This is a genomic window from uncultured Stenotrophomonas sp. (genome assembly GCF_945952405.1).
Lineage (GTDB): Bacteria > Pseudomonadota > Gammaproteobacteria > Xanthomonadales > Xanthomonadaceae > Stenotrophomonas.
Genome location: NZ_CAMFIA010000001.1, coordinates 207,537 through 227,612, shown reverse-complemented (window position 1 = coordinate 227,612; position 20,076 = coordinate 207,537). Strand labels below are relative to the sequence as shown.

The following is a 20,076-nucleotide window of genomic DNA, read 5'->3' as shown; positions in this document are numbered from 1 at the left end:
TCGCGCCACGTGCGCCGCTGATGAACATTGCGGGTCAGCGCGCGCTGCGGCCGCCACCGGCCACCCGCACCCGATCGCGTCCCTGGGCCTTGGCCTGGTACATCGCCGCATCGGCGGCACGCAGCAGGGTGCGCCAGCCCAGCGCGTCGGTCGCGCCCTCGGCGACGCCGAAACTGGCCGTCACCCGCAGCACCTGGCCGCCGGCCAGCACGATGTCCAGCTGCTGCAGCGCCAGCCGCAGCGACTCGGCCAGCTGGCGGCCACCGGCCAGGTCGCCATCGGCCAGCAGCACCAGGAACTCCTCGCCACCGTAGCGGGCGATGCGGTCGCTGCGCCGCAGGTGCTGTTGCAGCAGCTGCGCCACCTGTACCAGCACTTCGTCACCGGCGTCGTGGCCATGGCCATCGTTGATGGCCTTGAAGCGGTCCACGTCCAGCAGGATCACCACTGCGCGGTTGCCGCCGTCGGCATGCCGGCGCTGCACGGCCTGGTCCAGCGCGCGCCGGTTCAACAGCCCGGTCAGTTCATCGGTGCCCGCCAACTGGCGCAGTTCACTGGTCAACGCCGAGCGCTCGCGCGAGGTCTCGCGCAGCACTTCGATGGCATCGAACAGGCGCTGCATCTCGGCCAGCGGGTGGGTGACATGCTGCTCCGGGCCCGGTGCATCCGAGGCGATCTGGATCACCTGCTTCTGCGCCTGCAGCAGCGGCCGCAGGATCTGCAGGTGGGCAATGCGCAGGGCCACGCCCAGCACCACCAGCGTACCCAGCGCGGTCGCCAGCAGAACCGCCAGGCGCATGGCTTCGCGGTTGCGGGCCTGCTCGAAGCGGGTGATGGCAACACTCAGGTACCCATCGCGGAGCGCCTCCAGCGAGCGCAGGGTCGGCACGAAACGTTCGGTGAACTCGGCCGCGGTCCACGGTGGTGGCACGCCGCGCCGCCCATCCTCGATCAGCTGTTCGATCATCGGCAGCGATTCGCCGAAGAACTGCCGGCGCGCCATGTCCCAGTGCCAGGACAGCGTCGGGTCGCTGCGGAACACCGATTCATGGCTGCCGGCCAACCGCCACAGCTCCAGCAGGCGGCCCTCGGTCTGCAGCGCGGCGCGCACCTGTTCGTCACGCCACGCTCCCGGTACCGCCACCGGTGCCATCACATTCGAGGCCAGGCGTCCCCCATGTTCGCGCAGGTCGATCAGTACCTGTCCCTGCATCGCCGGAATGGCCGCTTCGCGGTCGGCGCTGACCAGCACGTTGATCTGCGCCGAGGTCAACAGGTGCAGGCGGTCAACCACCGCGAACATGCTGCTGATCGCGCGCTCCACCTCTTCCACCCGGCGCGCGTCGCGCGGCTGTGCCGCGACCCGGTCGACCGCCGCCCGCGCCGAATGCAGGCGGCGTTGTGCATCGGCGAGCAGGCGCTGCTCGTCCACGATGCCCGGCTCGGCCTTGAACACGGCGTCCAGCTGCAGCAGTGCGCTGTCGACCCGCTGCCGCGCCACCGCCAGCTGCGCGGCCAGCCGCGCCTGCCCCGCGGCATCGGCCGGGCTGGCGCCGAGCAGGCTGTTGGCCGGGCCGCGCTCGGCCGAGACCAGGTTGGCCAGCTCGAAGGTCTGCCGCAGCTGGCGCAGGCTGACCAGGTTGTCTTCGGCGCCGGTGTAGCGCAGCGTGCCCTGGACCAGCGCAATGGCCATCAGCGGCAACGTGCAGACGACGAACAGCCCGGTCAGCAGCCATACCCAGGACCGCAAGCCGATGGGCGATGCCTTGCCGGCCATTCAAACTCCCCTGATCAGCGCATCACTGTAATGAACGGTGGCGACGGTCGCGTGCCGCGCCAGTCCTGCCGGTGGATATAGCGCAACGACCGCGAACGCGCCGACAAGGTCGGGCCCGGAGCCCAACCTGTCGATTGCGTCACATCACGCGGCGTCAGATCCAGCGCTGATCGACCAGTTCGCGCTTCACATAGGCGTAGAACACCGGCGCGGCCACCAGGCCGGGAAGCCCGAACGCCGCCTCCATCACCAGCATCGCCAGCAGCAGTTCCCAGGCGCGGGCCTGGATCTCACCGCCGACGATGCGCGCGTTGAGGAAATACTCCAGCTTGTGGATCACGATCAGGTACAGCAGCGCGGCCACCGCCACATAGAACGAGACCGACAGCGCGACGATGGTGATGATGGTGTTGGAGATGATGTTGCCCACCACCGGCAGCAGGCCGGCGATGAAGGTGATCAGCACCAGGGTCTTGGACAGCGGCAGGTGCACGCCGAACAGCGGCAGCACGCCCAACAGGAAGATCGCGGTGAACACGGTGTTGAGCAGCGAGATCTTCACCTGGGCGAACACCACCTGGCGGAACGCGGTGGCCAGGCGGCTGGTACGGCCGATCAGTTCCTGGGCCAGCGGCCCCATCTTCGGCAGCGGCAGCTCGTCGTACAGCGCGATCATCGCGCCCAGCACCATGCCGATCAGCACGCGCACGCCTACCTGCACCACCGAGGTGCCCGCCACGCCCAGCTGGCGCTGGTGTTCGGCGGCCCAGTCGTTCAATGCCGCGCGCAACGCCGGCATGTCCTCCGGAATGTACGGCTGGAGCAATGCCGGCACCTGGTGCCGCGACGAATTGAGGATGTCCATCAACCGCGCCAGCAGCGCATCCGGCCCACCGGTCTCGTTGCGGAAGAAGGACGCCACGCCGATGCCGGCCAGCACCAGCGCACTGATGATGATCGCCGACAGCACGATCACCGCGATCGCGCGCGCCCGGCCCGGTGGCAGTTTGCCCTCCACGGTAGAGGCCAGCACGTGGGTCAGCTGGAACACCAGCAGGCCCGACAGCAGGGTCACCACCAGGCCCAGCTTCAGGGCCAGCCACATGCCCAGCAGCATCATCAGCCAGGCCGCGATCCTCGGCACGGGGGGCTTGGTCTGGGCAACGAGGGCGTCTTGCATGGGCGGCGCGTCCGGGCGGGGTGGCCCATGGTAGAGGATTGGCAGCGACGATTCCGCGCGCAGGATGAACGGTTCTTACGCCAGGATTGCGGCGGCGCTGGCCCGGCCCGCAACGGTCCCTGCCCGGCGCTGGCTCAGGCCCGGTCCAGCGCCAGGTAGCGGGCCGTACCCACGATCTCCTCGCGCTCGCCGAAGCTTGCCAGCTCGCCGGCGATGCCACCGCTGTCACCGTGTGCGGCGATCTCCCGCAGGGTGTGCTGCATGGCCCGGATCGCGGCGCGTTGCAGGTCCGAGGGGATGATCACCAGCCGGTAGTCGAGTTCGGCCAGCCGTTCCACCGGTACCAGCGGCGTCCTGCCACTGTGGAACATGTTGATCAGCTTCGGCCCCGGCACCTGCTGCGAGATCGCCTCGATCTGTTCCAGGGTTTCCGGCGCCTCGACGAAGATCATGTCCGCACCGGCCTGCACATATGCCCGTGCACGATCGATCGCTGCATCCAGCCCTTCGCTGGCGATGGCATCGGTGCGTGCGATGATCATCAGCGCCGGATCACGCCGCGACTGGCAGGCGATGCGAATCTTCGTGCACATCTGCGACGCCTCGACCAGCCTCTTGTCATCCAGGTGCCCGCAGCGCTTGGGGAACGCCTGGTCCTCGATATGCAGCGCGGCCACCCCGGCACGCTCGAAGGCGCGCACCGTACGCTCCACGTTGGCGCTGCCACCAAAGCCGGTGTCGGCGTCGGCGATCACCGGCAGGTCACAGGCGTCGACGATCCGTTCGAGCTGCGCCAGTACCTCCGTCAGGCCGAGCAGCCCGATGTCCGGCACACCCGCCGAGCGGGCGATGGCGCCGCCGCTGGCATACACCGCATCGAAGCCGGCCCGCTCGACCAGCCGCGCCGACAGCCCATCGAATACGCCCGGTGCGATCACGCTATGGCCCTGCCCGAGCAGATCGCGCAGCCGACGTGCCTTGTTCATGGGGTCTCCCTTGTCCAGGTCTATGGACATCCGTGATGGGAGACCGATGATGTTGTCGCCACCGGCGACCGTCCAATACCGTGTTCGTACAGCATCAGAACGTCTGAGGTTTCAATGGAACTGCGTCACCTGCGCTATTTCGTCATGACCGCCCAGCTGCAGAGCTTCACCCGCGCCGCCGAGGCGCTGCACATCGCCCAGCCCCCGCTGGGCCAGCAGATCCGTGCGCTGGAGGAAGAGATCGGCACGCCGCTGTTCCTTCGCCAGGGACGCGGCATCGTGCTCAGTGACGCCGGCCGGGTGTTCTGGGCCGCCGCGGTGGACATCCTCGCGCGCGTCGACCTGGCCAAGGAAGACGCCCTGCGCGCGGCACGCGGCGAGGTCGGCCGGCTGACCCTGGGGCTGACCGAATCGGCCTCGTTCAATGAAGCCGTGACCGCCCTGCTGCGCCGGTTCCAGCACGCGCATCCGATGGTGCAGCTGCAACTGGTCGAGGACGGCAGCGAGTCGCTGGTGCGGCGCCTGGATGACGGCGAGCTGGACGCGGTGATCGTACGCCCGCCCTACGCGACACCCGGCGAGCGGGTGGTCCAGCCCCTCAGCGCCGAGCCGCTGGTGGCCGTGCTGCCGGCCGGCCACCGGCTTGCGGGCCGACCGAGCATTGCCCTGAGCGAGCTGCGCGATGAGCGCTTCATCCTGTTCTCGCGCAGATCAGGCTATGGCCTGAGCGCAGACGTTGTCGCTGCCTGCCGCAGCCAGGGCTTCACGCCCACCATCCAGCAGGAAGCCCCGCAGGTGGCGTCTGCGATCAATCTGGCGGCTGCCGGGCTGGGCATCGCCATCGTGCCGGCGTCGATGCAGAACATGCACCGCTCCGGGCTGTGCTTCGTTGCGCTGGAACTGGGCATGCCGACCACCGCACTGCAGCTGGTGCTGCGCGGCGATGCCCCGGCCGTGGCCGCGCAGCTGCTGGCCTGTGCACAGCAGGCCGCAGCTGCTCACTCGCCGTAACTGGCGGTGTTCTTGCCCTGCCGCTTGGCGTGGTAGAGCGCGCGGTCGGCCAGCGCCAGCCAGTCCTCGACACTGCCGCCACGCGGCGTGGCGGCAATCCCGATGCTGACGCTGAACTCGATGCCGGGCGTGGCCTGGCGTGCGGCCTCGAGCAGGTGCAGGCGCACGCGCTCGGCCACATGCATCGCATCCACCGGCGCGCAGTCGTGCAGCAGCACCACGAATTCATCGCCCCCCAGTCGCGCGGGGGTGTCGCCCGGGCGGGCGAAGGTGCGCAGGGTCGAGGCGATATGCCGCAGCACTTCGTCACCGGCGCGGTGCCCATGCGAATCGTTGATGTGCTTGAAGTCGTCCACATCAAGCATCAGCAGGCAGGCGAATCCACCCTGCCCCTGCGCCTTGTCCAGCGCCTGCTGCGCACGCTGGATCAGGAAGCCACGGTTGGCCAGCTCGACCAGCGGGTCCATCCGGCTCAACCGCTGCAGCTGGCGGTTCTGCGACTTCACCCGCCGCGCCAGCTGCCAGCTGAGGATGCTCAGCCCGATGCCGTAGACGAACAGGAACGGCACGCTGAGCACGATGGTGCGCTGCGAACTCACTGGCTGGTAAGGGAAGCCGAGCATCCACCAGGTGATCGCAAAGCCGGCAAGCAGTGCCAGCGTGGACCGCATCGCCAGGCGGACGCCGCCGGCGGCGATCTTGTCGGCCACCAGCAATGCGGCAAACAGGGCACTGGGCACCGCGCTCAAGGCCATGAAGGCGATCCAGCCGCCGCCGAACAGGGAATCGGCCACCATGCAGCGGAACTGCGCCTGCGCAGGCTGCCGGGAACGCTGGGTCATCAGCAGCGCCAGCGCCGGCCAGGCCAGCGCATTGAGCAGCAGCAGCGTCCACGCCAGCGCGCCATCCTGCCGTTCCAGAATGATCGAGGCGATCGGGATCGCGCCCAGCCCATTGCCGACGAAGCGCATCCAGCCGATCCGCCGTGCCGCGCCGATCCCCTCGACCGCGACCTCTTTCGAGTCAGTCAAGAACGGCATTGCCGACTCCGTTGCGCGATCGCACGATCCACTCCCGCCCTTGCCGGCCCCATGCCGCAAGTCTGACAGCTTTGCGTCAATTCGGGATCAAGGAATCACCGGCTGCGCCACTCCCCCCTGCCCTGCCGTGCCGTCCTCATCCGCGCCCGGGCGACGCCGTCGAGCCGCGCAGCATGAAGCTGAACTCCAGCGTCTGCTGGAGCGGCACATCGACCTGTTCGATGATCGCGAGCAGCAGGTTGACCGCGCGCTCGCCGATTTCGCGCATGGGTTGCCTGATGGTGGTCAGCGGCGGCGTGAGATAGCGGGAAGATGCCAGGTCGTCGAAACCGACGACGGACAGGTCATCGGGTACGCGGATGCCCCGTTCGCGGCAGGCGGCCAGGGTGCCCAGCGCCATCTGGTCGCTGAAACAGAAGATCGCGGTCGGTGCCGGCGCGGCGGCCATCAATGCCATCGTCGCCGCATGGCCGGATTCCACGGAAAAATCGCCCGGCACGATGCGCAGCTGGCGCAGGCGCCCGCGCGCCCGGCCGGCGGCGCGGACGCCTTCCAGCCGCTGCTGGTGCAGCGGGTTGTCGGGTGGCCCGCCGACCACGGCGATCCGCTCGTGGCCAAGCCCGTACAGGTGTTCCATCACCACGCGTGCCGCGGCGGCGTTGTCGATGTGGACGCTGGGGATGCCCAGCGCAGGATCGAACTCGCATCCATTGACCACCGGCGCGGCGCTGCCCCGCTGCTCGACGATGTCACGCGCGGTCGGCGGCAGGCGATGCCCCAGCACGATCATGCCGTCGGCCTCGTTGCGCCGGAGCATCTGCGCGTAGCGTTCCTCACGGTCGGGTTGATGCTGTGTATCGCCCAGCAGCACCGCATAGCCAACGGCCTGCGCGGCCTCCTCGGCACCCTGCAGGATCTGGGCGAAGAACGGATTGGCGATGTCCGGAACGGTGACCAGGATCTTGCCGCTGCGCTGGGTCTTGAGCGTGCGGGCCACCGTGTTCGGCACATAGCCGAGTGCGGCGGCGGCCTGCTCGATGCGCGCGCGCGTGGCCGGCAGCACCTTGTCCGGCCGCGAAAGCGCACGCGATACCGTTCCTGCGGAGACGCCGACGTGCTTTGCGATGTCGTAGATGGTGGCCATTGGGCTCAGTCCCTGTTCCCGCTGTGCAGTGCACAACAGCTCTTGCAGAAGGCCCTGCTAGGATAATGCAATCGATTGCATCGAGGGCGAATCATCTTGAAGACGCTCAAGGGTCCGGCGCTGTTCCTGGCGCAGTTCATCGGCGACACAGCTCCCTTCGATCGGCTGGACACGCTGGCCGGGTGGGCCGCGCGACTGGGCTATTCTGGCGTACAAGTACCGACCAGCGCGCCCCACCTGTTCGATCTGGCCGAAGCCGCACGCAGCCAGGCCTACTGTGATGACATCGCCGCCCTGCTGGCCGGGCACGGCGTGCAGATCACCGAACTGTCGACCCACCTGCAGGGCCAGCTGGTCGCTGTCCATCCCGCCTACGACAGCCTGTTCGACGGCTTCGCGCCGGCGGACAAGCGCGGCGATCCGGCCGCGCGCCAGGCCTGGGCCGTTGAGCAGCTGCTGCTGGCCGCCCGGGCCAGCCAACGCCTGGGCCTGACCGCGCATGCCACCTTCTCCGGTGCGCTGGCGTGGCCCTACTTCTATCCCTGGCCGCAACGCCCGCCGGGGCTGGTGGAAGAGGCGTTTGCCGAACTCGGCCGCCGCTGGCGCCCGATCCTGGACGCCTTCGATGCGTGCGGCGTGGACCTGTGCTTCGAGATCCACCCGGGCGAAGACCTGCACGACGGCGCCACCTTCGAGCGCTTCCTCGAGGTGGTCGATCACCACCCGCGGGCCAGGATCCTGTATGACCCCAGCCATCTGCTGCTGCAGCAGATGGACTACCTGGGCTTCATCGACCGTTACCACGACCGCATCGGCATCTTCCACGTCAAGGATGCCGAGTATCGTCCCAGCGCGCGCAGTGGCGTCTACGGCGGCTACCAGGACTGGATCGATCGTCCCGGCCGGTTCCGCTCGCCAGGCGACGGCCAGATCGACTTCAAGGCGATCTTCTCCAAGCTCGCTCAATACGATTTCCCGGGCTGGGCGGTGCTGGAGTGGGAGTGCTGCCTGAAGCACCCGGAAGACGGTGCGCGCGAGGGCGCCGCCTTCATCCGCGACCACCTCATCCGCGTGACCGAACGCGCATTCGATGATTTTGCCGACAGCGGCAGCGACCCAGGATCACTGCGCCGCATGCTGGGGATCTGAGCCAACACCGCCCCGGGAGGGCAAGCCATGACGCACGCGATGTCGCGCCTGGGCGCGATGATGTTCCTGCAGTTCTTCATCTGGGGCGCCTGGTTCGTCACCCTGGGCACCTACCTGGTCCAGGGCCCGCTGCAGGCCAGCGCGAGCCAGGTCGCCACCGCCTTCCTCAGCCAGTCCATCGGCGCCATCGTGGCGCCCTTCCTGGTCGGCCTGATCGCGGATCGCTACTTCGCCGCGCAGCGCATCCTCGCGGTGCTGCACCTGGCCGGCGCGGTGCTGATGTGGCTGGCCTCCAGCGCGACCAGCTTCGGCACCTTCTCGGTTTGCATCATGGGCTACATGCTGCTGTTCATGCCGACCCTGGCGCTGGCCAACAGCGTGGCGATGCGGCACATGCAGTCGCCTGAAAAACAGTTCCCGCTGGTGCGGGTGGCGGGCAGCGTCGGCTGGATCGTCGCCGGCGTGCTGATCGGCTGGCTGGGCTGGGAGCATGCGCATCGGCTTGAGCTGACCTTCCGCATGGCGGCGTTGGCATCGCTGGCGCTGGGGCTGTATGCGTTCACCCTGCCGCACACGCCGCCGCTGGCGCAGCAACGCGACGCCGGGCTGGGGCAGATCCTGGGGCTGGATTCACTGCGGCTGCTGAAATCGCGCTCGTACCTGGTGTTCTTCCTGGCTTCCATCGCCATCTGCATCCCGCTGGCGTTCTACTACAACTTCACCAACCCGTATCTCAACGATCTGGGCGTGCGCGGCGCCGCCGGCCTGCAATCGCTGGGCCAGGTGTCCGAAGTGCTGCTGATGCTGGCCATGCCGTTCCTGTTCGTGCGGCTGGGGGTGAAGACGATGCTGGCGGTGGGCATGGCAGCGTGGGTACTGCGTTATGCGCTATTCGCCTTTGGCGATGCCGGCAGCGGCTTCACGCTGCTGGTGATCGGCATCGTGCTGCACGGCATCTGCTACGACTTCTTCTTCGTCACCGGCCAGATCTACACCGATGCGCATGCCGGCGCCGCCGCTCGCAGCAGTGCGCAGGGCTTCATCACCCTGGCCACGTATGGCGTCGGCATGTTGATCGGCACCTTCCTGTCCGGCGCGGTGGTCGAACACTTCACCACGGCGGCGGGACCGGACTGGCAGCAGATCTGGCTGTTCCCGGCCGGCGTCGCACTGGCCGTGCTGATCGCCTTCCTGTTGCTGTTCCGCGACCGCCCGCCGGTCGCGGCCGCCGCTGCCACTCCCTGAGGACTCCCGCCGATGCGCCAACCTGGAATCGCCATCGTCGGCACCGGCATGATCGGCGCCGTGCACCGTCGCGCGGCCCTGCTGGCCGGCGCCAGCATCCGCGGCGTGGCCGCGTCCTCCCCGCACCGCGCGCGCGAGGTCGCGCAGGCCTGGGGCGTCCCCCGTGCCTATCGGGACATCGATGAAGTGGTTGCCGACCCGCAGGTGCAGGTCGTGCACGTATGCACGCCCAACCACCTGCACCGCGCGATGGCACAGGCCGCGCTGGAAGCCGGCAAGCACGTGGTCTGCGAGAAGCCACTGGCCACCACGCTGGACGATGCGCAGGCCCTGGCCGCACTGGCCGCCTCGACCGGGTTGATCGCCACGGTGCCCTTCGTCTACCGCTACCACCCGGTGGTCCGCGAAGCGCGCGCACGCATCGCGCAGGGCGAGCTGGGGCCGCTGCACCTGATCCACGGCAGCTACCTGCAGGACTGGCTGCTGGACCCGGCCAGCAACAACTGGCGCGTGGACCCGGCACTGGGTGGCGCCTCACGCGTGTTCGCCGATATCGGTTCGCACTGGTGCGATCTGGTGGAATGGGTCAGCGGCGAACGTTTCGCCGAGGTCAGCGCGGCGTTCGATACCGTGATCGCCGAACGCGGCAGCAGCGGCGGGCAGAGCTTCAGCACACCGGCGGCCGCCGGCCCGATGCAGGCGGTGGCAAGCGAGGACGTGGCGGCGGCGATGTTCAGGACCGGCGCTGGCACATTGGCAGCGTTGACGGTCAGCCAGGTCTCGGCCGGCCGCCGCAACCGCCTGTGGTTCGAAATCGATGGCGCCCGGGCCAGCGTGGCCTTCAACCAGGAAGACGCCGAACGGCTGTGGATCGGCCTGCCCGACCAGCGCGAGGAAATCTTCGTGCGCGGGCCGGGCGCCGGCAGCGCCGAGCAGCGCCGCCTGTCGGTGCTGCCGGCCGGGCATGCGCAGGGCTATGCGCAGTGCTTCGAGGCGTTTGTCGCCGATACCTACCGCGCCATCCAAGGCGAACAGCCGGATGGCCTGCCCAGCTTCGCCGACGGCCTGCGCTCGGCGCAGATCGTCGATCGTGTCATCGCATCGGCCAGGACACGTGCCTGGACCACCATCGAATGAGTTCCGGGAGGAGTCCCTGATGAAGAGCCGCGCCTGCAGGACCACAACCCTCGTACTGTTGCTGCTCGCCGCCCTGCCCGCCTTCGCCGGCGAGCCCACGGCCGCGCAGAAACCGATCGCGGTGCAGATGTACACCCTGCGCAATGCCGGGACGCTCGAGCAGCAGCTGAAGATCGTCCACGACGCAGGCGTGCATGCGGTGGAGACGGTTGGCATGCAGGGCACCAGCGCGGCCGAGCTCAAGCAGCTGCTGGACCGCTATTCGATCAAGGCGATTTCGTCGCACGTCCCCTTGGCCGAGCTGCGCAACAATCTGGACGCCGTGGTCACCTTCAACCGCGCGATCGGCAACACCACGCTGGTGGTGCCTTACCTGGACCCCAAGGACCGGCCGACCGACGCCACGGGCTGGGCCACCCTCGGCCAGGAACTGGGCCGCATCGCACAGCAGGTGCGCGGCAAGGGCATGCGCCTGGCCTACCACAACCACGACTTCGAGCTGGCCGAGGTCCAGGGCAGAACCGGCCTGGAACGGCTGTTCGCAGCCGCCGGACCCGACCTGCAGACCGAGCTGGACCTGGCCTGGGTCGCACGCGCCGGGCTGGACCCGGCGCTGACCCTGGCGAAATTCCGCGGCCGCCTGTTCGCGGTGCATGCCAAGGACAACGCCGCCAAGGGCCAGGCCGAAGACGAAGGCGGGTTTGCCGCCGTGGGCCAGGGGGTGCTGGACTGGAATGCGATCCTGCCGGCGGCGGCGGCAGCCGGCGTGCAGTGGTACATCGTCGAGCATGACCAACCGCGTGATCCGGCCAAGGTCATCCAGACCGGCGCGGAGTACCTGCGTGAACACCTGACCGTCAGCCTGCCCGCCAGCGCACAGCGCTAGCGGACGAAGGAGCCCTGCGTGGACACTTCCCCGAAACTGATCCTCACCGTAGCGCTGGCACTGTCCGCTTCGACGCTCGCGCCGACCGCCTGGTGCAAGGACGACCCGGCTGCCGGAGCCAAGCTCTATAGCGCGAACTGCACGGCCTGCCACGGGGCGGACCGCGCCGGCATGCCGGGGGCTTTCCCCGCACTGACCGACATCGGCAAGCGGCTGAAGCCGGCGCAGATCAAGGACAAGATCAGGAACGGTGGCGGCCTGATGCCGCCGTTTTCGCAGCTGTCGCAGCAGGAGATCGATGACCTCGCCAGCTACCTGGCGAAGTAGCGCGCTGCGACTACAGCTCGCGCACCCAGATGTTGCGGTAGCTGACCCGGGAGTCATGCTCCTGCAGGTAAAGCGGCGCGCAGCCGTGCGGCGAGTACGAGGGTGCGCCGATGTATTCGGTCCGGCCCGCCAGCACGGTATCGTCCTGCACCAGCACCCCGTTGTGCAGGACCGTGATGCGTGCGGGCGAGGTGAGCCCGCCGCCCTGCGAGAAGCGGGGAGCCTTCCAGATGATGTCGTAGGCCTGCCACTCGCCCGGTGCCCGCGACGCATTCACCTTCGGCATCGCCTGCTTGTAGATCGAACCGGCCTGGCCGTTGGCGTAGGTCGGGTTGTGGTAACTGTCGAGCACCTGCAGTTCATAAAGCTCCTGCAGGAAGATGCCGCTGTTGCCGCGGTTCTGCCCCTCGAAACCCTCGGTGACCCGCGGCGTGCGCCATTCGACGTGCAGCTGGATGTCGCAGAAATGCTGGCGGGTGCGGATGCCCTTGCTGCCGGGGACGACCGTCAGCGCCCCATCGGCGATGTTCCAGGGCACGCGTCCACCCTGCTCCGATTCCCATGCCGAGACATCTTTGCCGTCGAACAGCACGATCGCATCGGACGGTGCCTTGCCTGCGGGTGTCGCCACCACGGCGGGCACCGGGGTCCACACCTCGGTCCGCTTCGGATCGCGCGCAGCATCGGCGGCGGACTGCGCGAAGGCCGGTGCCGCGGCCAGCAGGCCGGCGGCGATCAACAGAGGGCGGATCACCAGGGTACTGTGCATCAGCTGGTCCCCCATGCCGGCGTGCCGGGAACATAGGCAAGGTCGCCCTCGTAGCGCCCCGGCACGGCGACGTACTGCAGCACCCCGGTCGCGCCGACCTTGGAGGTGAAGAAGCCGAAGATGGCCAACTGCTTGAGCATGGTGAAGTAATGCGGCATCGCCTCGTCCTCTTCGGGTGTGCCGGTCTCGGTCACGTCGGCGTGGCGCGCCCTGGCCTCTGCATCCAGCGCACGCAGCAGTTCGCTGCGGGCCTCCGACGTGAGCGACACGAAGCGGCCACCGGCACGGGTGTCGATGTCGGCCAGTCCGGCGCGGAACGTCGCCTGCTGCCGGGCGGTGTAACAGTCACTGACGAACGTCGCCATGAACAGTCCGGCACCCGCATCCTTGGCGCCCGGCGTCCGGGTCCGCGGCAGGATGGTCTCGGCGATCTCGTCCAGCGTGCCGATATCGGCCTCGGAGAAAGCCATCCTTGCAGCGGCCGCCGGCATCTGCCCGTGGACCAGCGCCGGCAGCCCGACCATGGCGGCGCCGGTGGCGGCGACAATCATCTTCAGCAGTTCACGGCGATCCATCAGAGGTTCCCCGCTTTCAGTTCGCGCACCGCATGGTCGGCCGCGCGAGCGGTCAGCGCCATGTAGGTCAGCGAGGGATTCACGCAAGCGCTGGAGGTCATGCAGGCACCATCGGTCACATAGACGTTGGGCGCATCCCAGACCTGGTTGTGCGGGTTCAGTACCGAGGTCCTGCGATCGCGGCCCATGCGTGCGGTTCCCATTTCGTGGATGCCCTTGCCCGGGGCGTAATCGTTGTCGTGCATCTTCACGTCCTTGACCCCTGCCGCCTCCAGCATCTCGGCGGCGTCGGCGGCCATGTCCTTGCGCATCGCCAGCTCGTTGGCGCGCATCGACACGTCCATCGCCAGCACCGGCAGCCCCCACTTGTCCTTGCGTTCCCGGTCCAGGCGGATCGCATTGTCGTGGTGCGGCAGCATCTCGCCGAAGCCGGTCATGCCGATGCGCCAGTCACCCGGCAGGGTCAGCGCCTCCTTCAGGTCGGCGCCGATGTTCAGCTCGGCGATTTCGCGCGACCAACCGCTGCGGCTGGCGCCGCCCTGGTAGCCGAACCCGCGCAGGTAGCCACGCCGTTCCGCAGCCAGGTTGCGGAAACGTGGAATGTAGAAGCCGCAGGGACGACGGCCGAAGTAGTACTTGTCCTCGTAGCCCTCGACCCGGCCGGAGGCGCCGGCACCGAAATGATGGTCCATCACGTTGCGCCCCAGCTCGCCCGACGCGGAACCGAGCCCGCCCTCCCAAACGTCAGTGGCCGAGTTCATCAGCAGCCAGGTCGAGTTGAAGGAAGACGCGTTGAGGAAGATCACCTTGGCCGTGTACTGGTAGGTCTGCCCGGTCTCGGCATCGATCACCTCGACGCCGCGTGCGCGCTTGCGGTCCTTGTCATACAGCACTTCCTTGACGATCGAGAACGGCCGCAAGGTCAGGTTGCCGGTCTTCATCGCCGCAGGCAGCGTTGCTGACTGAGTCGAGAAGTAGGCACCGAAGGGACAACCGAGGATGCACTTGTTGCGGTACTGGCAGTTGACGCGGCCCTGCTCTGGCATCGGCCGGGTGATGTTCGCAGTGCGCGAGTGGATCAGGTGCCGGGTGCCGCCGAACGCCTTGCTGATGCGCGCGGCCACGTCCTTCTCGACGATGTTCAGCGGCACCGGCGGCAGGAACTCGCCATCCGGCAGCACGTCCAGCCCTTCGCGGGTGCCGGCGATGCCGGCGAACTTCTCCACATGGTCGTACCAGGGCGCGATGTCGGCATAGCGGATCGGCCAGTCGGTGGCGATGCCATCCTTGAGGTTCGCTTCGAAGTCCAGGTCGGAGAAGCGATAGCTCTGCCGGCCCCACAGCAACGAGCGGCCGCCGACGTGATAGCCACGGAACCAATCGAACCGCTTGGTTTCAATGTAGGGCGAGTCCTGCTCGTTGGCCCACATACCCTGCAGATTCTCGGCCAGGCCATAGTCGCGCATCAGCACCGGGTGGTCGGCCTTCATCGCCTGCGTCGGCCGGTTGCGATGCGGAAAATCCCACGCCTCCTTCATCGCGTTGACGTAGTCCTTCACGTGCTCGATGTTGCGCCCGCGTTCCAGCATCAGGACCTTGAGGCCCTTCTCGGTCAGCTCCTTTGCCGCCCAACCGCCACTGATTCCCGAGCCAACAACGATGGCGTCGTAATGATTATCTGCCATGGGTCTCTCACCTGGGTGGATATCGTTTCAGACGTCGCAGAGGCGGATCGCCTCGCGCAGCGAGCCGACGGGATCCGGTGCCACAGGCATGAATTCCTGTGCCAGATACCCCTCGAAGCCGGTGTCGCGGATCGCGCGGCAGATGGCCGGATAGTTCAGCTCCTGCTGGTCTCCCAGCTCGTTCCGGCCGGGCACGCCCGCGGTGTGGTAGTGCTTGAAACAAGCGTGATGCCTGCCGATGGTGGCGATGATGTCGCCCTCCATGATCTGCATGTGGTAGATGTCATAGAGCAGCCCGAAGTTGTCCGAGCCCAGCCGCTGGCACAGCTCCACGCCCCATGCGGAGTGGTCGCACAAATAGTCGCGATGATCGACCCTGGAGTTGAGCAGCTCCATCACCAGCACCACGCCGCGCTTCTCGGCATGCCCGAGGATGCGCTTGAGGCCGGCCTCGGCATGGGCCATGCCCTCGCCGGGGTCCATGCCGTTGCGGTTGCCGGAAAAGCAGATCAGGTTGCGATAACCGGCATCGGCCACCAGATCGATGTGCCGGGTGTAGCGCTGCACCAGCTGGTCATGGAACTGGCGGCCGGCGAAGCCCTTGGTGAGGCCCAGCTCCGCGCCATTGCACATCGAACTGTAGACGCCATGCGCCTTCAGCGTGGGCCAGTCTTCCGGCCCGACCAGATCGATGGCAGCAAAGCCGATGTCCTTCACCGTGCTGCAGAGCTGTGCGACCGACAGCTGCGGGAAGGTCCAGCGCGCCACGGAGTGCTTCAGGTTGCCCTTCAGCGCTGCAGTGGCGGCGAACGCCGGCAACGCGCCCGCCGCCCCCAGGCCGATGCCACCGGCAACCGCGAGGCGCAGCGCATCGCGCCGCGTGAGGCCCGTCGCCGGGGCCGGTCTGATCGAATGGATGGACATCCACCTCCCGGCCTCCCAACCGGCATCAAACACTGACGATTCGCTGCAATGCAATCGATTGCACCATAGAGGAGGAAATTGTTCATTTGCAAGACGCGGTGCACGAAAGACCATGCTGCGCAGCACAACCCGGGGGCGATGGGACAAAAAGGAAAGCCCCGCATCGGCGGGGCTTTCTGTTTGGGGTGCGGGGAGGCCGCCGGCAGCTCGGAGGCACGCCACCAGGGCCCGGCTACGTCCCCCTACAGGAAGCGGGATTCAGTCAGCTGCCTGCACGCTGAGTCGCAGTGCGTCGAGTGCGGCACGGTGCAGCTGCGAAATGCGTCCCTTGCTCAGACCCCACTCCTGGGCAAGCTCAATGAACGGTGTGAACTCGAAGTAGTGGCGGACGATGATCGCCTTCAACCTTGGCGGTAGCTGCTCCACTCCGGCCAGCAACTGGCCTACGACTTGCTGATCCTCGGCGAAGCGAAGCGCATCGTGACTGTCGATGGCCAGCGGATTGGCCGCATCGTCCAGCATGTAGCCCAGGCCCAACCCGACGATCGAAGCGACCAGCTCATTGAAGGGGTCATCAGACGCGCCCTGCAGGGTGTCCAGCCGCTCCTGATAGCGCTCGCTCGATGCGCCCCCAAGGATCACGCGAAGCCCATTGAAAACAGAGCCGCGTACCCGGGTCATTGCATAGGCCTGGAAGGCAATGCCGCGTGCCGGATCAAAACGATCAATCGCCTCCAGCAATCCAATACTGGCGTTCTGGATGAAGTCGTCCCGGTCCGCGCCCAGCCGTGGGAAGCGGCGGTGTACCCGCCGCGCGATCGCAGTCGCCCATGGCCTGTAGCGCAGATAGAGCGCATCACGCGCCTGCGAGCAGCGCTGCTCCCTGAGCTGGGACCAGAGTGCCGCCTCGCCATCCGTGGCATGCGTGTCCATGTCAGTTCCAGTAGCTGCCCAGCAACGCCTTGGACAGCAACACCCAGCCATCGATCAGTACAAACAGCAGTATCTTCAAGGGCAGACTGATGGTGGTCGGCGGCAGCATGATCATGCCCAGCGCCATCAGTGCCGCAGCGACCACCAGGTCGATGAGCACGAAAGGCAGGAAGATCACGAAGCCGATCTGGAAGGCGGTCTTCAGCTCACTCAGCAGGAACGCAGTGACCAGATGGCCGAAGCGGATGTCGTCCATGGTCTTGGGCGCCGGCGCCTTGGCCATCTCGATCACCGTGCGCAGGTCCGATTCGCGCGTCTGCGACACCATGAACTCACGCAGCGGGCGGCTGCCCAGTTCGATGGCCTGCTGCGCGGTGATCTGCTCACTCATGTAGGGTGCGATCGCATCATGGTTCATGCGATCGAGCACCGGCGACATGGTGAAGTAGGTCATGCAGATCGCCAGGGTGATCACCACGCTGTTGGGCGGTGTCTGCGGAATACCCAGCGCATGCCGTAGCAGGGACAGCACGATGATGATCCTGGTGAAGGCGGTCATACCGATCATCAGTACCGGAATCAGCGACAACATCGTGAGGATCACGAAGTTGCGCAGTGCGGGCGAGTAATCCTGCTTCAGTGCCTCGGCCACGGCGTCCTCGGTCGGGCCCGCCCACGCCTGCCCGGCCACCAGCATCAGCACAGCGACCAGCGGTAGTACGCGCCAGCGGCGGTCAGCGTGCATCGGTAGCCTCCGGCTCAGCGCGTCCCGTCCCGGGCACGATCTGCGCATGCGCGGTGGACTCCACCACCGTGAAGACCGCTACACCGTCGCTGACCCGGTAAAGCCGCGTGCGCGGGCTGAGCCGCAGCACCTGCTCCACCCTCAGGCCCAGTGGCATGTCCGCTGCGGCCGGCACCACGCTCCAACGCCGCAACCATCCTCTCCGGCGCGCGACGTAGAGCGCCGCGATGGCGAGCGCAAGCAGCAGGCTTGCAATGATCAGCGGTCCCATCAGCGTCGTGCCAACGCTGCCCGCTTCGCTCTTGAAGCGGATGGGCGCCGCGGCCAGAACGAACAGCACAGCGGTCATGCGATCTCCAGGATCCGCACGCCGAAGTGGTCATCAATCGCCACCAGCTCCGCGCGTGCGACCGCCTTGCCATTGAGCAGCAGTGTCACCGGTGCTTCCAGCTGCTCGTTCAACACCACCTCGTCCCCTGCCTTCAGGCCGAACAGCCGGTCCACGCTCATATCGACCGTGCCGATCTGCGCGCTCAGCGCCACCTGCACATGCCGGATCAGCGCGATGCTGCGCTCAGCCGCATCGCCCTGTTCCGCCTGCGCCGGCTCGGCGCGCACCGCTTCCAACACCGATGTACGTTCCATTACTTCATTCCTGGCTGGGTTGTGTCATTGATACAGCGAAGTGCCTTGCGGCCCTCGGACGAATGCAGGCTCGCGCTGAACACGGTGTGGCCGTTGGCCGACTGCAGCTTGACCACGGCGTCAGCGATACGCGAAGTGCGCAGGGTTTCACCGGGCCTGAGGGTGCTGGCAACATCCAGATCGGCACTGCCCAGCTCCAGGGTGGCGTACAGGCTCACGGTGGACGCCAGCAACGCGCTGCGACGCGATGCCAGCACGGGCCGGGAGACACCGGCCGGGATCGGCACGAGTGCATCGCAGGCAGCCAGCGGCAGATACAACAGGGCCTCTGCGCCTGGCAGCGATACGCTGAAGCACAGCACGCCATGACGCGCATCGCACAAAGCCGCCATCGGCGCAGCGCCGGCAATCACCTCTGCAGTCGCTGGCACCAGCTCACGCAACAGATCGACAAAGGCACGGCGACCTATTCCTGCCGAGATGGGGCTGGACTCCCGGCCAGGGACTGCGGCCAGAGCGCCAGCAATCCGCTCCAGGCCATTGTTGCCAAGGTGCGCGAAGGCACTGGTTCCCATGCAGTGCCACCACTGCCCCGGTGATGCTGGCAGCGCAACGTCCGCCACCTCCACCTCGCAATGGCCGGGCTCGGCGGCCCACTGGGCGCGCCAATGGTCCAGCCGCTGCTGCAATGCTGCTCCGATCTGCGCAACGCGCCTCACGCCATGCCGCCGGAACGGAAGGACCGTCATCATCCGCCCCGCGTGCTGTTGTACAGCTGTTCAATCATTTCATTGCTGACCGTCATCACCCGCGAGCTGGCCTGGTAGCCGCGCTGGATCACGATCATGTCGGCGAACTCCCGGGTCAGGTCCACATTGGACATCTCCAGGCTGAAGCCGCGGATACGGCCAAAGCCGGTATCGCCCGGGCGCCCGATATCGCGTTCCTGCACACTGGCGCCTGCGATCAGGCGCCCGCCCTCCAGGTGCAATGCGCTTTCGTTCGGGAACAACGCCAGTGCGACCTGCGGACCACTGCGCTTTTCCGTTTCGGAGTAGGTCAACTGCATCACGCCCTTGTCATCGAAGGTGATGCCGTTGACGGCCAGAATGCCGTGGCCATCGGTCACCTTGGCCGACAGGCTGCTGGTGGTTCCGCTCAGCGAGGTCATGCCGGTCAATGTTCCGGGGGTACCGAAATCCAGCCGGATCGCCTGCGCGCCCCCCGGCCCCTGCAGTACCACGTCCATCCCGGCGTACCCGGTCAATGGCGTGCCATCGGTGCGGAAGCGCACTTCGCCGCTGCCCACGGACTTGCCCGAGGAGTCGGTCACGGTCACCAGGAAGCTGCCCGGCGTGTTGGCGGTGTTGTTGGTGAACTTGACCGACAGCACGCGTGACGCACCGGAGGCGTCGAACACAGTCACCGCATTGATGTTGGTGGTGGTCGAGGACGGCGCGATGTTGCCGGTGACGCGCACCTGGCTGGTCCCCACAGCCGGAATGTTGCGATAGCTGTCCAGGTCGATTGCGACCATGTTGCCGCTGCCATCCAGGCCCATCACCTGGTAGCCATTGACGCTGTCCACCAGAAGACTGTGCTCGTCGAAGCGGAACTGGCCGGCGCGGGTGTAATGCAGGTCGCCAGCGGGGTCGCGCAGCACGAAGTAGCCGTTGCCGTTCACTGCCAGGTCGGTGGCATTCTCGGTCTGGCGGAGGTCGCCGGGGTTGGTTCGCATGTCGTCACCGGTGATGCGCGAGCCAAAGCCACCTTCCACGTTGGTGAAGAACGCATCACTGCCACGAAACCCAGGTGTGTTCATGTTGGATACGTTGTTGGACACCGTATCCAGGCTTCGCGAAAAGCTGAACATGCCGGAAAGACTGTTGAACAGGGCTTGGAACATGGAGGTCCGCCT

The 20,076-nt window shown here is 67.1% G+C and carries 21 protein-coding genes; 6 read left to right on the top strand and 15 right to left on the bottom strand.

Annotation, left to right across the window (positions count from 1 at the left end):
* Positions 1 to 34: 34 nt before the first annotated feature.
* From Q0P60_RS01090 to Q0P60_RS01080, 3 genes are all read right to left on the bottom strand, one after another.
* Positions 35 to 1,777, bottom strand: a complete 1,743-nt coding sequence (locus tag Q0P60_RS01090; protein ID WP_294987393.1) for a GGDEF domain-containing protein — start codon at positions 1,775 to 1,777, stop codon at positions 35 to 37.
* Positions 1,778 to 1,931: 154 nt separating this feature from the next.
* Positions 1,932 to 2,957: an AI-2E family transporter gene (locus Q0P60_RS01085; RefSeq protein ID WP_294987391.1), complete on the bottom strand. Its 1,026-nt coding sequence runs from the start codon at positions 2,955 to 2,957 to the stop codon at positions 1,932 to 1,934.
* Positions 2,958 to 3,091: 134 nt separating this feature from the next.
* On the bottom strand, positions 3,092 to 3,943 hold the full coding sequence (locus Q0P60_RS01080; protein WP_294987389.1) for an isocitrate lyase/phosphoenolpyruvate mutase family protein: 852 nt from the start codon (positions 3,941 to 3,943) through the stop codon (positions 3,092 to 3,094).
* 114 nt (positions 3,944 to 4,057) lie between these two features.
* Between Q0P60_RS01080 and Q0P60_RS01075 the strand changes: the two genes are divergently transcribed.
* Positions 4,058 to 4,954 (top strand): LysR family transcriptional regulator, encoded by an 897-nt coding sequence (locus tag Q0P60_RS01075; protein WP_294987387.1) that lies wholly within the window; start codon positions 4,058 to 4,060, stop codon positions 4,952 to 4,954.
* Here Q0P60_RS01075 and Q0P60_RS01070 read toward each other — a convergent pair.
* Positions 4,942 to 5,994 (bottom strand): sensor domain-containing diguanylate cyclase, encoded by a 1,053-nt coding sequence (locus Q0P60_RS01070; protein WP_294987385.1) that lies wholly within the window; start codon positions 5,992 to 5,994, stop codon positions 4,942 to 4,944. The two genes, Q0P60_RS01075 and Q0P60_RS01070, sit on opposite strands and share 13 nt — an antisense overlap.
* Before the next feature lie 136 nt (positions 5,995 to 6,130).
* Positions 6,131 to 7,138, bottom strand: a complete 1,008-nt coding sequence (locus Q0P60_RS01065) for a LacI family DNA-binding transcriptional regulator (RefSeq protein WP_294987383.1) — start codon at positions 7,136 to 7,138, stop codon at positions 6,131 to 6,133.
* A gap of 96 nt (positions 7,139 to 7,234) precedes the next feature.
* On the opposite strand from Q0P60_RS01065, the gene Q0P60_RS01060 reads away from it, so the two are divergent.
* From Q0P60_RS01060 to Q0P60_RS01040, 5 genes are read left to right on the top strand one after another with little or no spacing between them, the layout of a single operon-like run.
* Positions 7,235 to 8,287 (top strand): sugar phosphate isomerase/epimerase family protein, encoded by a 1,053-nt coding sequence (locus Q0P60_RS01060; RefSeq protein ID WP_294987381.1) that lies wholly within the window; start codon positions 7,235 to 7,237, stop codon positions 8,285 to 8,287.
* Positions 8,288 to 8,314: 27 nt separating this feature from the next.
* On the top strand, positions 8,315 to 9,532 hold the full coding sequence (locus tag Q0P60_RS01055; protein ID WP_294987379.1) for a nucleoside permease: 1,218 nt from the start codon (positions 8,315 to 8,317) through the stop codon (positions 9,530 to 9,532).
* A 12-nt stretch (positions 9,533 to 9,544) separates the two neighbouring features.
* On the top strand, positions 9,545 to 10,669 hold the full coding sequence (locus Q0P60_RS01050; RefSeq protein ID WP_294987377.1) for a Gfo/Idh/MocA family oxidoreductase: 1,125 nt from the start codon (positions 9,545 to 9,547) through the stop codon (positions 10,667 to 10,669).
* A gap of 19 nt (positions 10,670 to 10,688) precedes the next feature.
* Positions 10,689 to 11,555 carry a sugar phosphate isomerase/epimerase gene (locus tag Q0P60_RS01045; protein WP_294987375.1) on the top strand — a complete coding sequence of 289 codons (867 nt, stop codon included), beginning with the start codon at positions 10,689 to 10,691 and terminating at the stop codon, positions 11,553 to 11,555.
* A gap of 18 nt (positions 11,556 to 11,573) precedes the next feature.
* Positions 11,574 to 11,882: a cytochrome c gene (locus Q0P60_RS01040; RefSeq protein ID WP_294987373.1), complete on the top strand. Its 309-nt coding sequence runs from the start codon at positions 11,574 to 11,576 to the stop codon at positions 11,880 to 11,882.
* A gap of 10 nt (positions 11,883 to 11,892) precedes the next feature.
* Here Q0P60_RS01040 and Q0P60_RS01035 read toward each other — a convergent pair whose 3' ends face one another.
* The 10 genes from Q0P60_RS01035 to flgF all read right to left on the bottom strand — a co-directional run bounded on the left by Q0P60_RS01035 (position 11,893) and on the right by flgF (position 20,064).
* Positions 11,893 to 12,651, bottom strand: a complete 759-nt coding sequence (locus tag Q0P60_RS01035; RefSeq protein WP_294987371.1) for a DUF1080 domain-containing protein — start codon at positions 12,649 to 12,651, stop codon at positions 11,893 to 11,895.
* Positions 12,651 to 13,226, bottom strand: a complete 576-nt coding sequence (locus tag Q0P60_RS01030; protein ID WP_294987369.1) for a gluconate 2-dehydrogenase subunit 3 family protein — start codon at positions 13,224 to 13,226, stop codon at positions 12,651 to 12,653. Before Q0P60_RS01030 ends, Q0P60_RS01035 begins: the two co-directional genes overlap by 1 nt.
* Positions 13,226 to 14,911 (bottom strand): GMC family oxidoreductase, encoded by a 1,686-nt coding sequence (locus Q0P60_RS01025; RefSeq protein ID WP_294987367.1) that lies wholly within the window; start codon positions 14,909 to 14,911, stop codon positions 13,226 to 13,228. Before Q0P60_RS01025 ends, Q0P60_RS01030 begins: the two co-directional genes overlap by 1 nt.
* 27 nt (positions 14,912 to 14,938) lie before the next feature.
* Complete coding sequence (locus Q0P60_RS01020) at positions 14,939 to 15,835, bottom strand: TIM barrel protein (RefSeq protein WP_294987820.1); 897 nt, start codon at positions 15,833 to 15,835, stop codon at positions 14,939 to 14,941.
* Positions 15,836 to 16,093: 258 nt separating this feature from the next.
* Positions 16,094 to 16,768 carry a sigma-70 family RNA polymerase sigma factor gene (locus Q0P60_RS01015; RefSeq protein WP_294987365.1) on the bottom strand — a complete coding sequence of 225 codons (675 nt, stop codon included), beginning with the start codon at positions 16,766 to 16,768 and terminating at the stop codon, positions 16,094 to 16,096.
* Position 16,769: 1 nt separating this feature from the next.
* The gene (fliP, locus tag Q0P60_RS01010; protein WP_294987363.1) at positions 16,770 to 17,513 is read right to left on the bottom strand and encodes a flagellar type III secretion system pore protein FliP; all 744 of its coding nucleotides are present in this window, start codon (positions 17,511 to 17,513) and stop codon (positions 16,770 to 16,772) included.
* Positions 17,503 to 17,862 (bottom strand): hypothetical protein, encoded by a 360-nt coding sequence (locus Q0P60_RS01005; protein WP_294987361.1) that lies wholly within the window; start codon positions 17,860 to 17,862, stop codon positions 17,503 to 17,505. Before Q0P60_RS01005 ends, fliP begins: the two co-directional genes overlap by 11 nt.
* Entirely contained in the window at positions 17,859 to 18,158 is a 300-nt protein-coding gene (locus tag Q0P60_RS01000) for a FliM/FliN family flagellar motor C-terminal domain-containing protein (RefSeq protein WP_154262694.1), read from the bottom strand. The genes Q0P60_RS01005 and Q0P60_RS01000 overlap by 4 nt, the downstream gene beginning before the upstream one ends.
* Positions 18,158 to 18,733 (bottom strand): hypothetical protein, encoded by a 576-nt coding sequence (locus Q0P60_RS00995; protein WP_294987358.1) that lies wholly within the window; start codon positions 18,731 to 18,733, stop codon positions 18,158 to 18,160. The genes Q0P60_RS01000 and Q0P60_RS00995 overlap by 1 nt, the downstream gene beginning before the upstream one ends.
* A 173-nt stretch (positions 18,734 to 18,906) precedes the next feature.
* On the bottom strand, positions 18,907 to 20,064 hold the full coding sequence (gene flgF / locus Q0P60_RS00990; protein ID WP_294987356.1) for a flagellar basal-body rod protein FlgF: 1,158 nt from the start codon (positions 20,062 to 20,064) through the stop codon (positions 18,907 to 18,909).
* Positions 20,065 to 20,076: the final 12 nt, after the last annotated feature.

Excerpts from the sequence above, each read along its gene's own strand:
- Q0P60_RS01090 (WP_294987393.1), bottom strand. The coding sequence starts at position 1,777 with ATGGCCGGCAAGGCATCGCCCATCGGCTTGCGGTCCTGGGTATGGCTG.
- Q0P60_RS01085 (WP_294987391.1), bottom strand. The coding sequence starts at position 2,957 with ATGCAAGACGCCCTCGTTGCCCAGACCAAGCCCCCCGTGCCGAGGATC.
- Q0P60_RS01080 (WP_294987389.1), bottom strand. The coding sequence starts at position 3,943 with ATGAACAAGGCACGTCGGCTGCGCGATCTGCTCGGGCAGGGCCATAGC.
- Q0P60_RS01075 (WP_294987387.1), top strand. The coding sequence starts at position 4,058 with ATGGAACTGCGTCACCTGCGCTATTTCGTCATGACCGCCCAGCTGCAG.
- Q0P60_RS01070 (WP_294987385.1), bottom strand. The coding sequence starts at position 5,994 with ATGCCGTTCTTGACTGACTCGAAAGAGGTCGCGGTCGAGGGGATCGGC.
- Q0P60_RS01065 (WP_294987383.1), bottom strand. The coding sequence starts at position 7,138 with ATGGCCACCATCTACGACATCGCAAAGCACGTCGGCGTCTCCGCAGGA.
- Q0P60_RS01055 (WP_294987379.1), top strand. The coding sequence starts at position 8,315 with ATGACGCACGCGATGTCGCGCCTGGGCGCGATGATGTTCCTGCAGTTC.
- Q0P60_RS01050 (WP_294987377.1), top strand. The coding sequence starts at position 9,545 with ATGCGCCAACCTGGAATCGCCATCGTCGGCACCGGCATGATCGGCGCC.
- Q0P60_RS01045 (WP_294987375.1), top strand. The coding sequence starts at position 10,689 with ATGAAGAGCCGCGCCTGCAGGACCACAACCCTCGTACTGTTGCTGCTC.
- Q0P60_RS01035 (WP_294987371.1), bottom strand. The coding sequence starts at position 12,651 with ATGCACAGTACCCTGGTGATCCGCCCTCTGTTGATCGCCGCCGGCCTG.
- Q0P60_RS01030 (WP_294987369.1), bottom strand. The coding sequence starts at position 13,226 with ATGGATCGCCGTGAACTGCTGAAGATGATTGTCGCCGCCACCGGCGCC.
- Q0P60_RS01025 (WP_294987367.1), bottom strand. The coding sequence starts at position 14,911 with ATGGCAGATAATCATTACGACGCCATCGTTGTTGGCTCGGGAATCAGT.
- Q0P60_RS01020 (WP_294987820.1), bottom strand. The coding sequence starts at position 15,835 with ATGTCCATCCATTCGATCAGACCGGCCCCGGCGACGGGCCTCACGCGG.
- Q0P60_RS01015 (WP_294987365.1), bottom strand. The coding sequence starts at position 16,768 with ATGGACACGCATGCCACGGATGGCGAGGCGGCACTCTGGTCCCAGCTC.
- fliP (WP_294987363.1), bottom strand. The coding sequence starts at position 17,513 with ATGCACGCTGACCGCCGCTGGCGCGTACTACCGCTGGTCGCTGTGCTG.
- Q0P60_RS01005 (WP_294987361.1), bottom strand. The coding sequence starts at position 17,862 with ATGACCGCTGTGCTGTTCGTTCTGGCCGCGGCGCCCATCCGCTTCAAG.
- Q0P60_RS01000 (WP_154262694.1), bottom strand. The coding sequence starts at position 18,158 with ATGGAACGTACATCGGTGTTGGAAGCGGTGCGCGCCGAGCCGGCGCAG.
- Q0P60_RS00995 (WP_294987358.1), bottom strand. The coding sequence starts at position 18,733 with ATGGGAACCAGTGCCTTCGCGCACCTTGGCAACAATGGCCTGGAGCGG.
- flgF (WP_294987356.1), bottom strand. The coding sequence starts at position 20,064 with ATGTTCCAAGCCCTGTTCAACAGTCTTTCCGGCATGTTCAGCTTTTCG.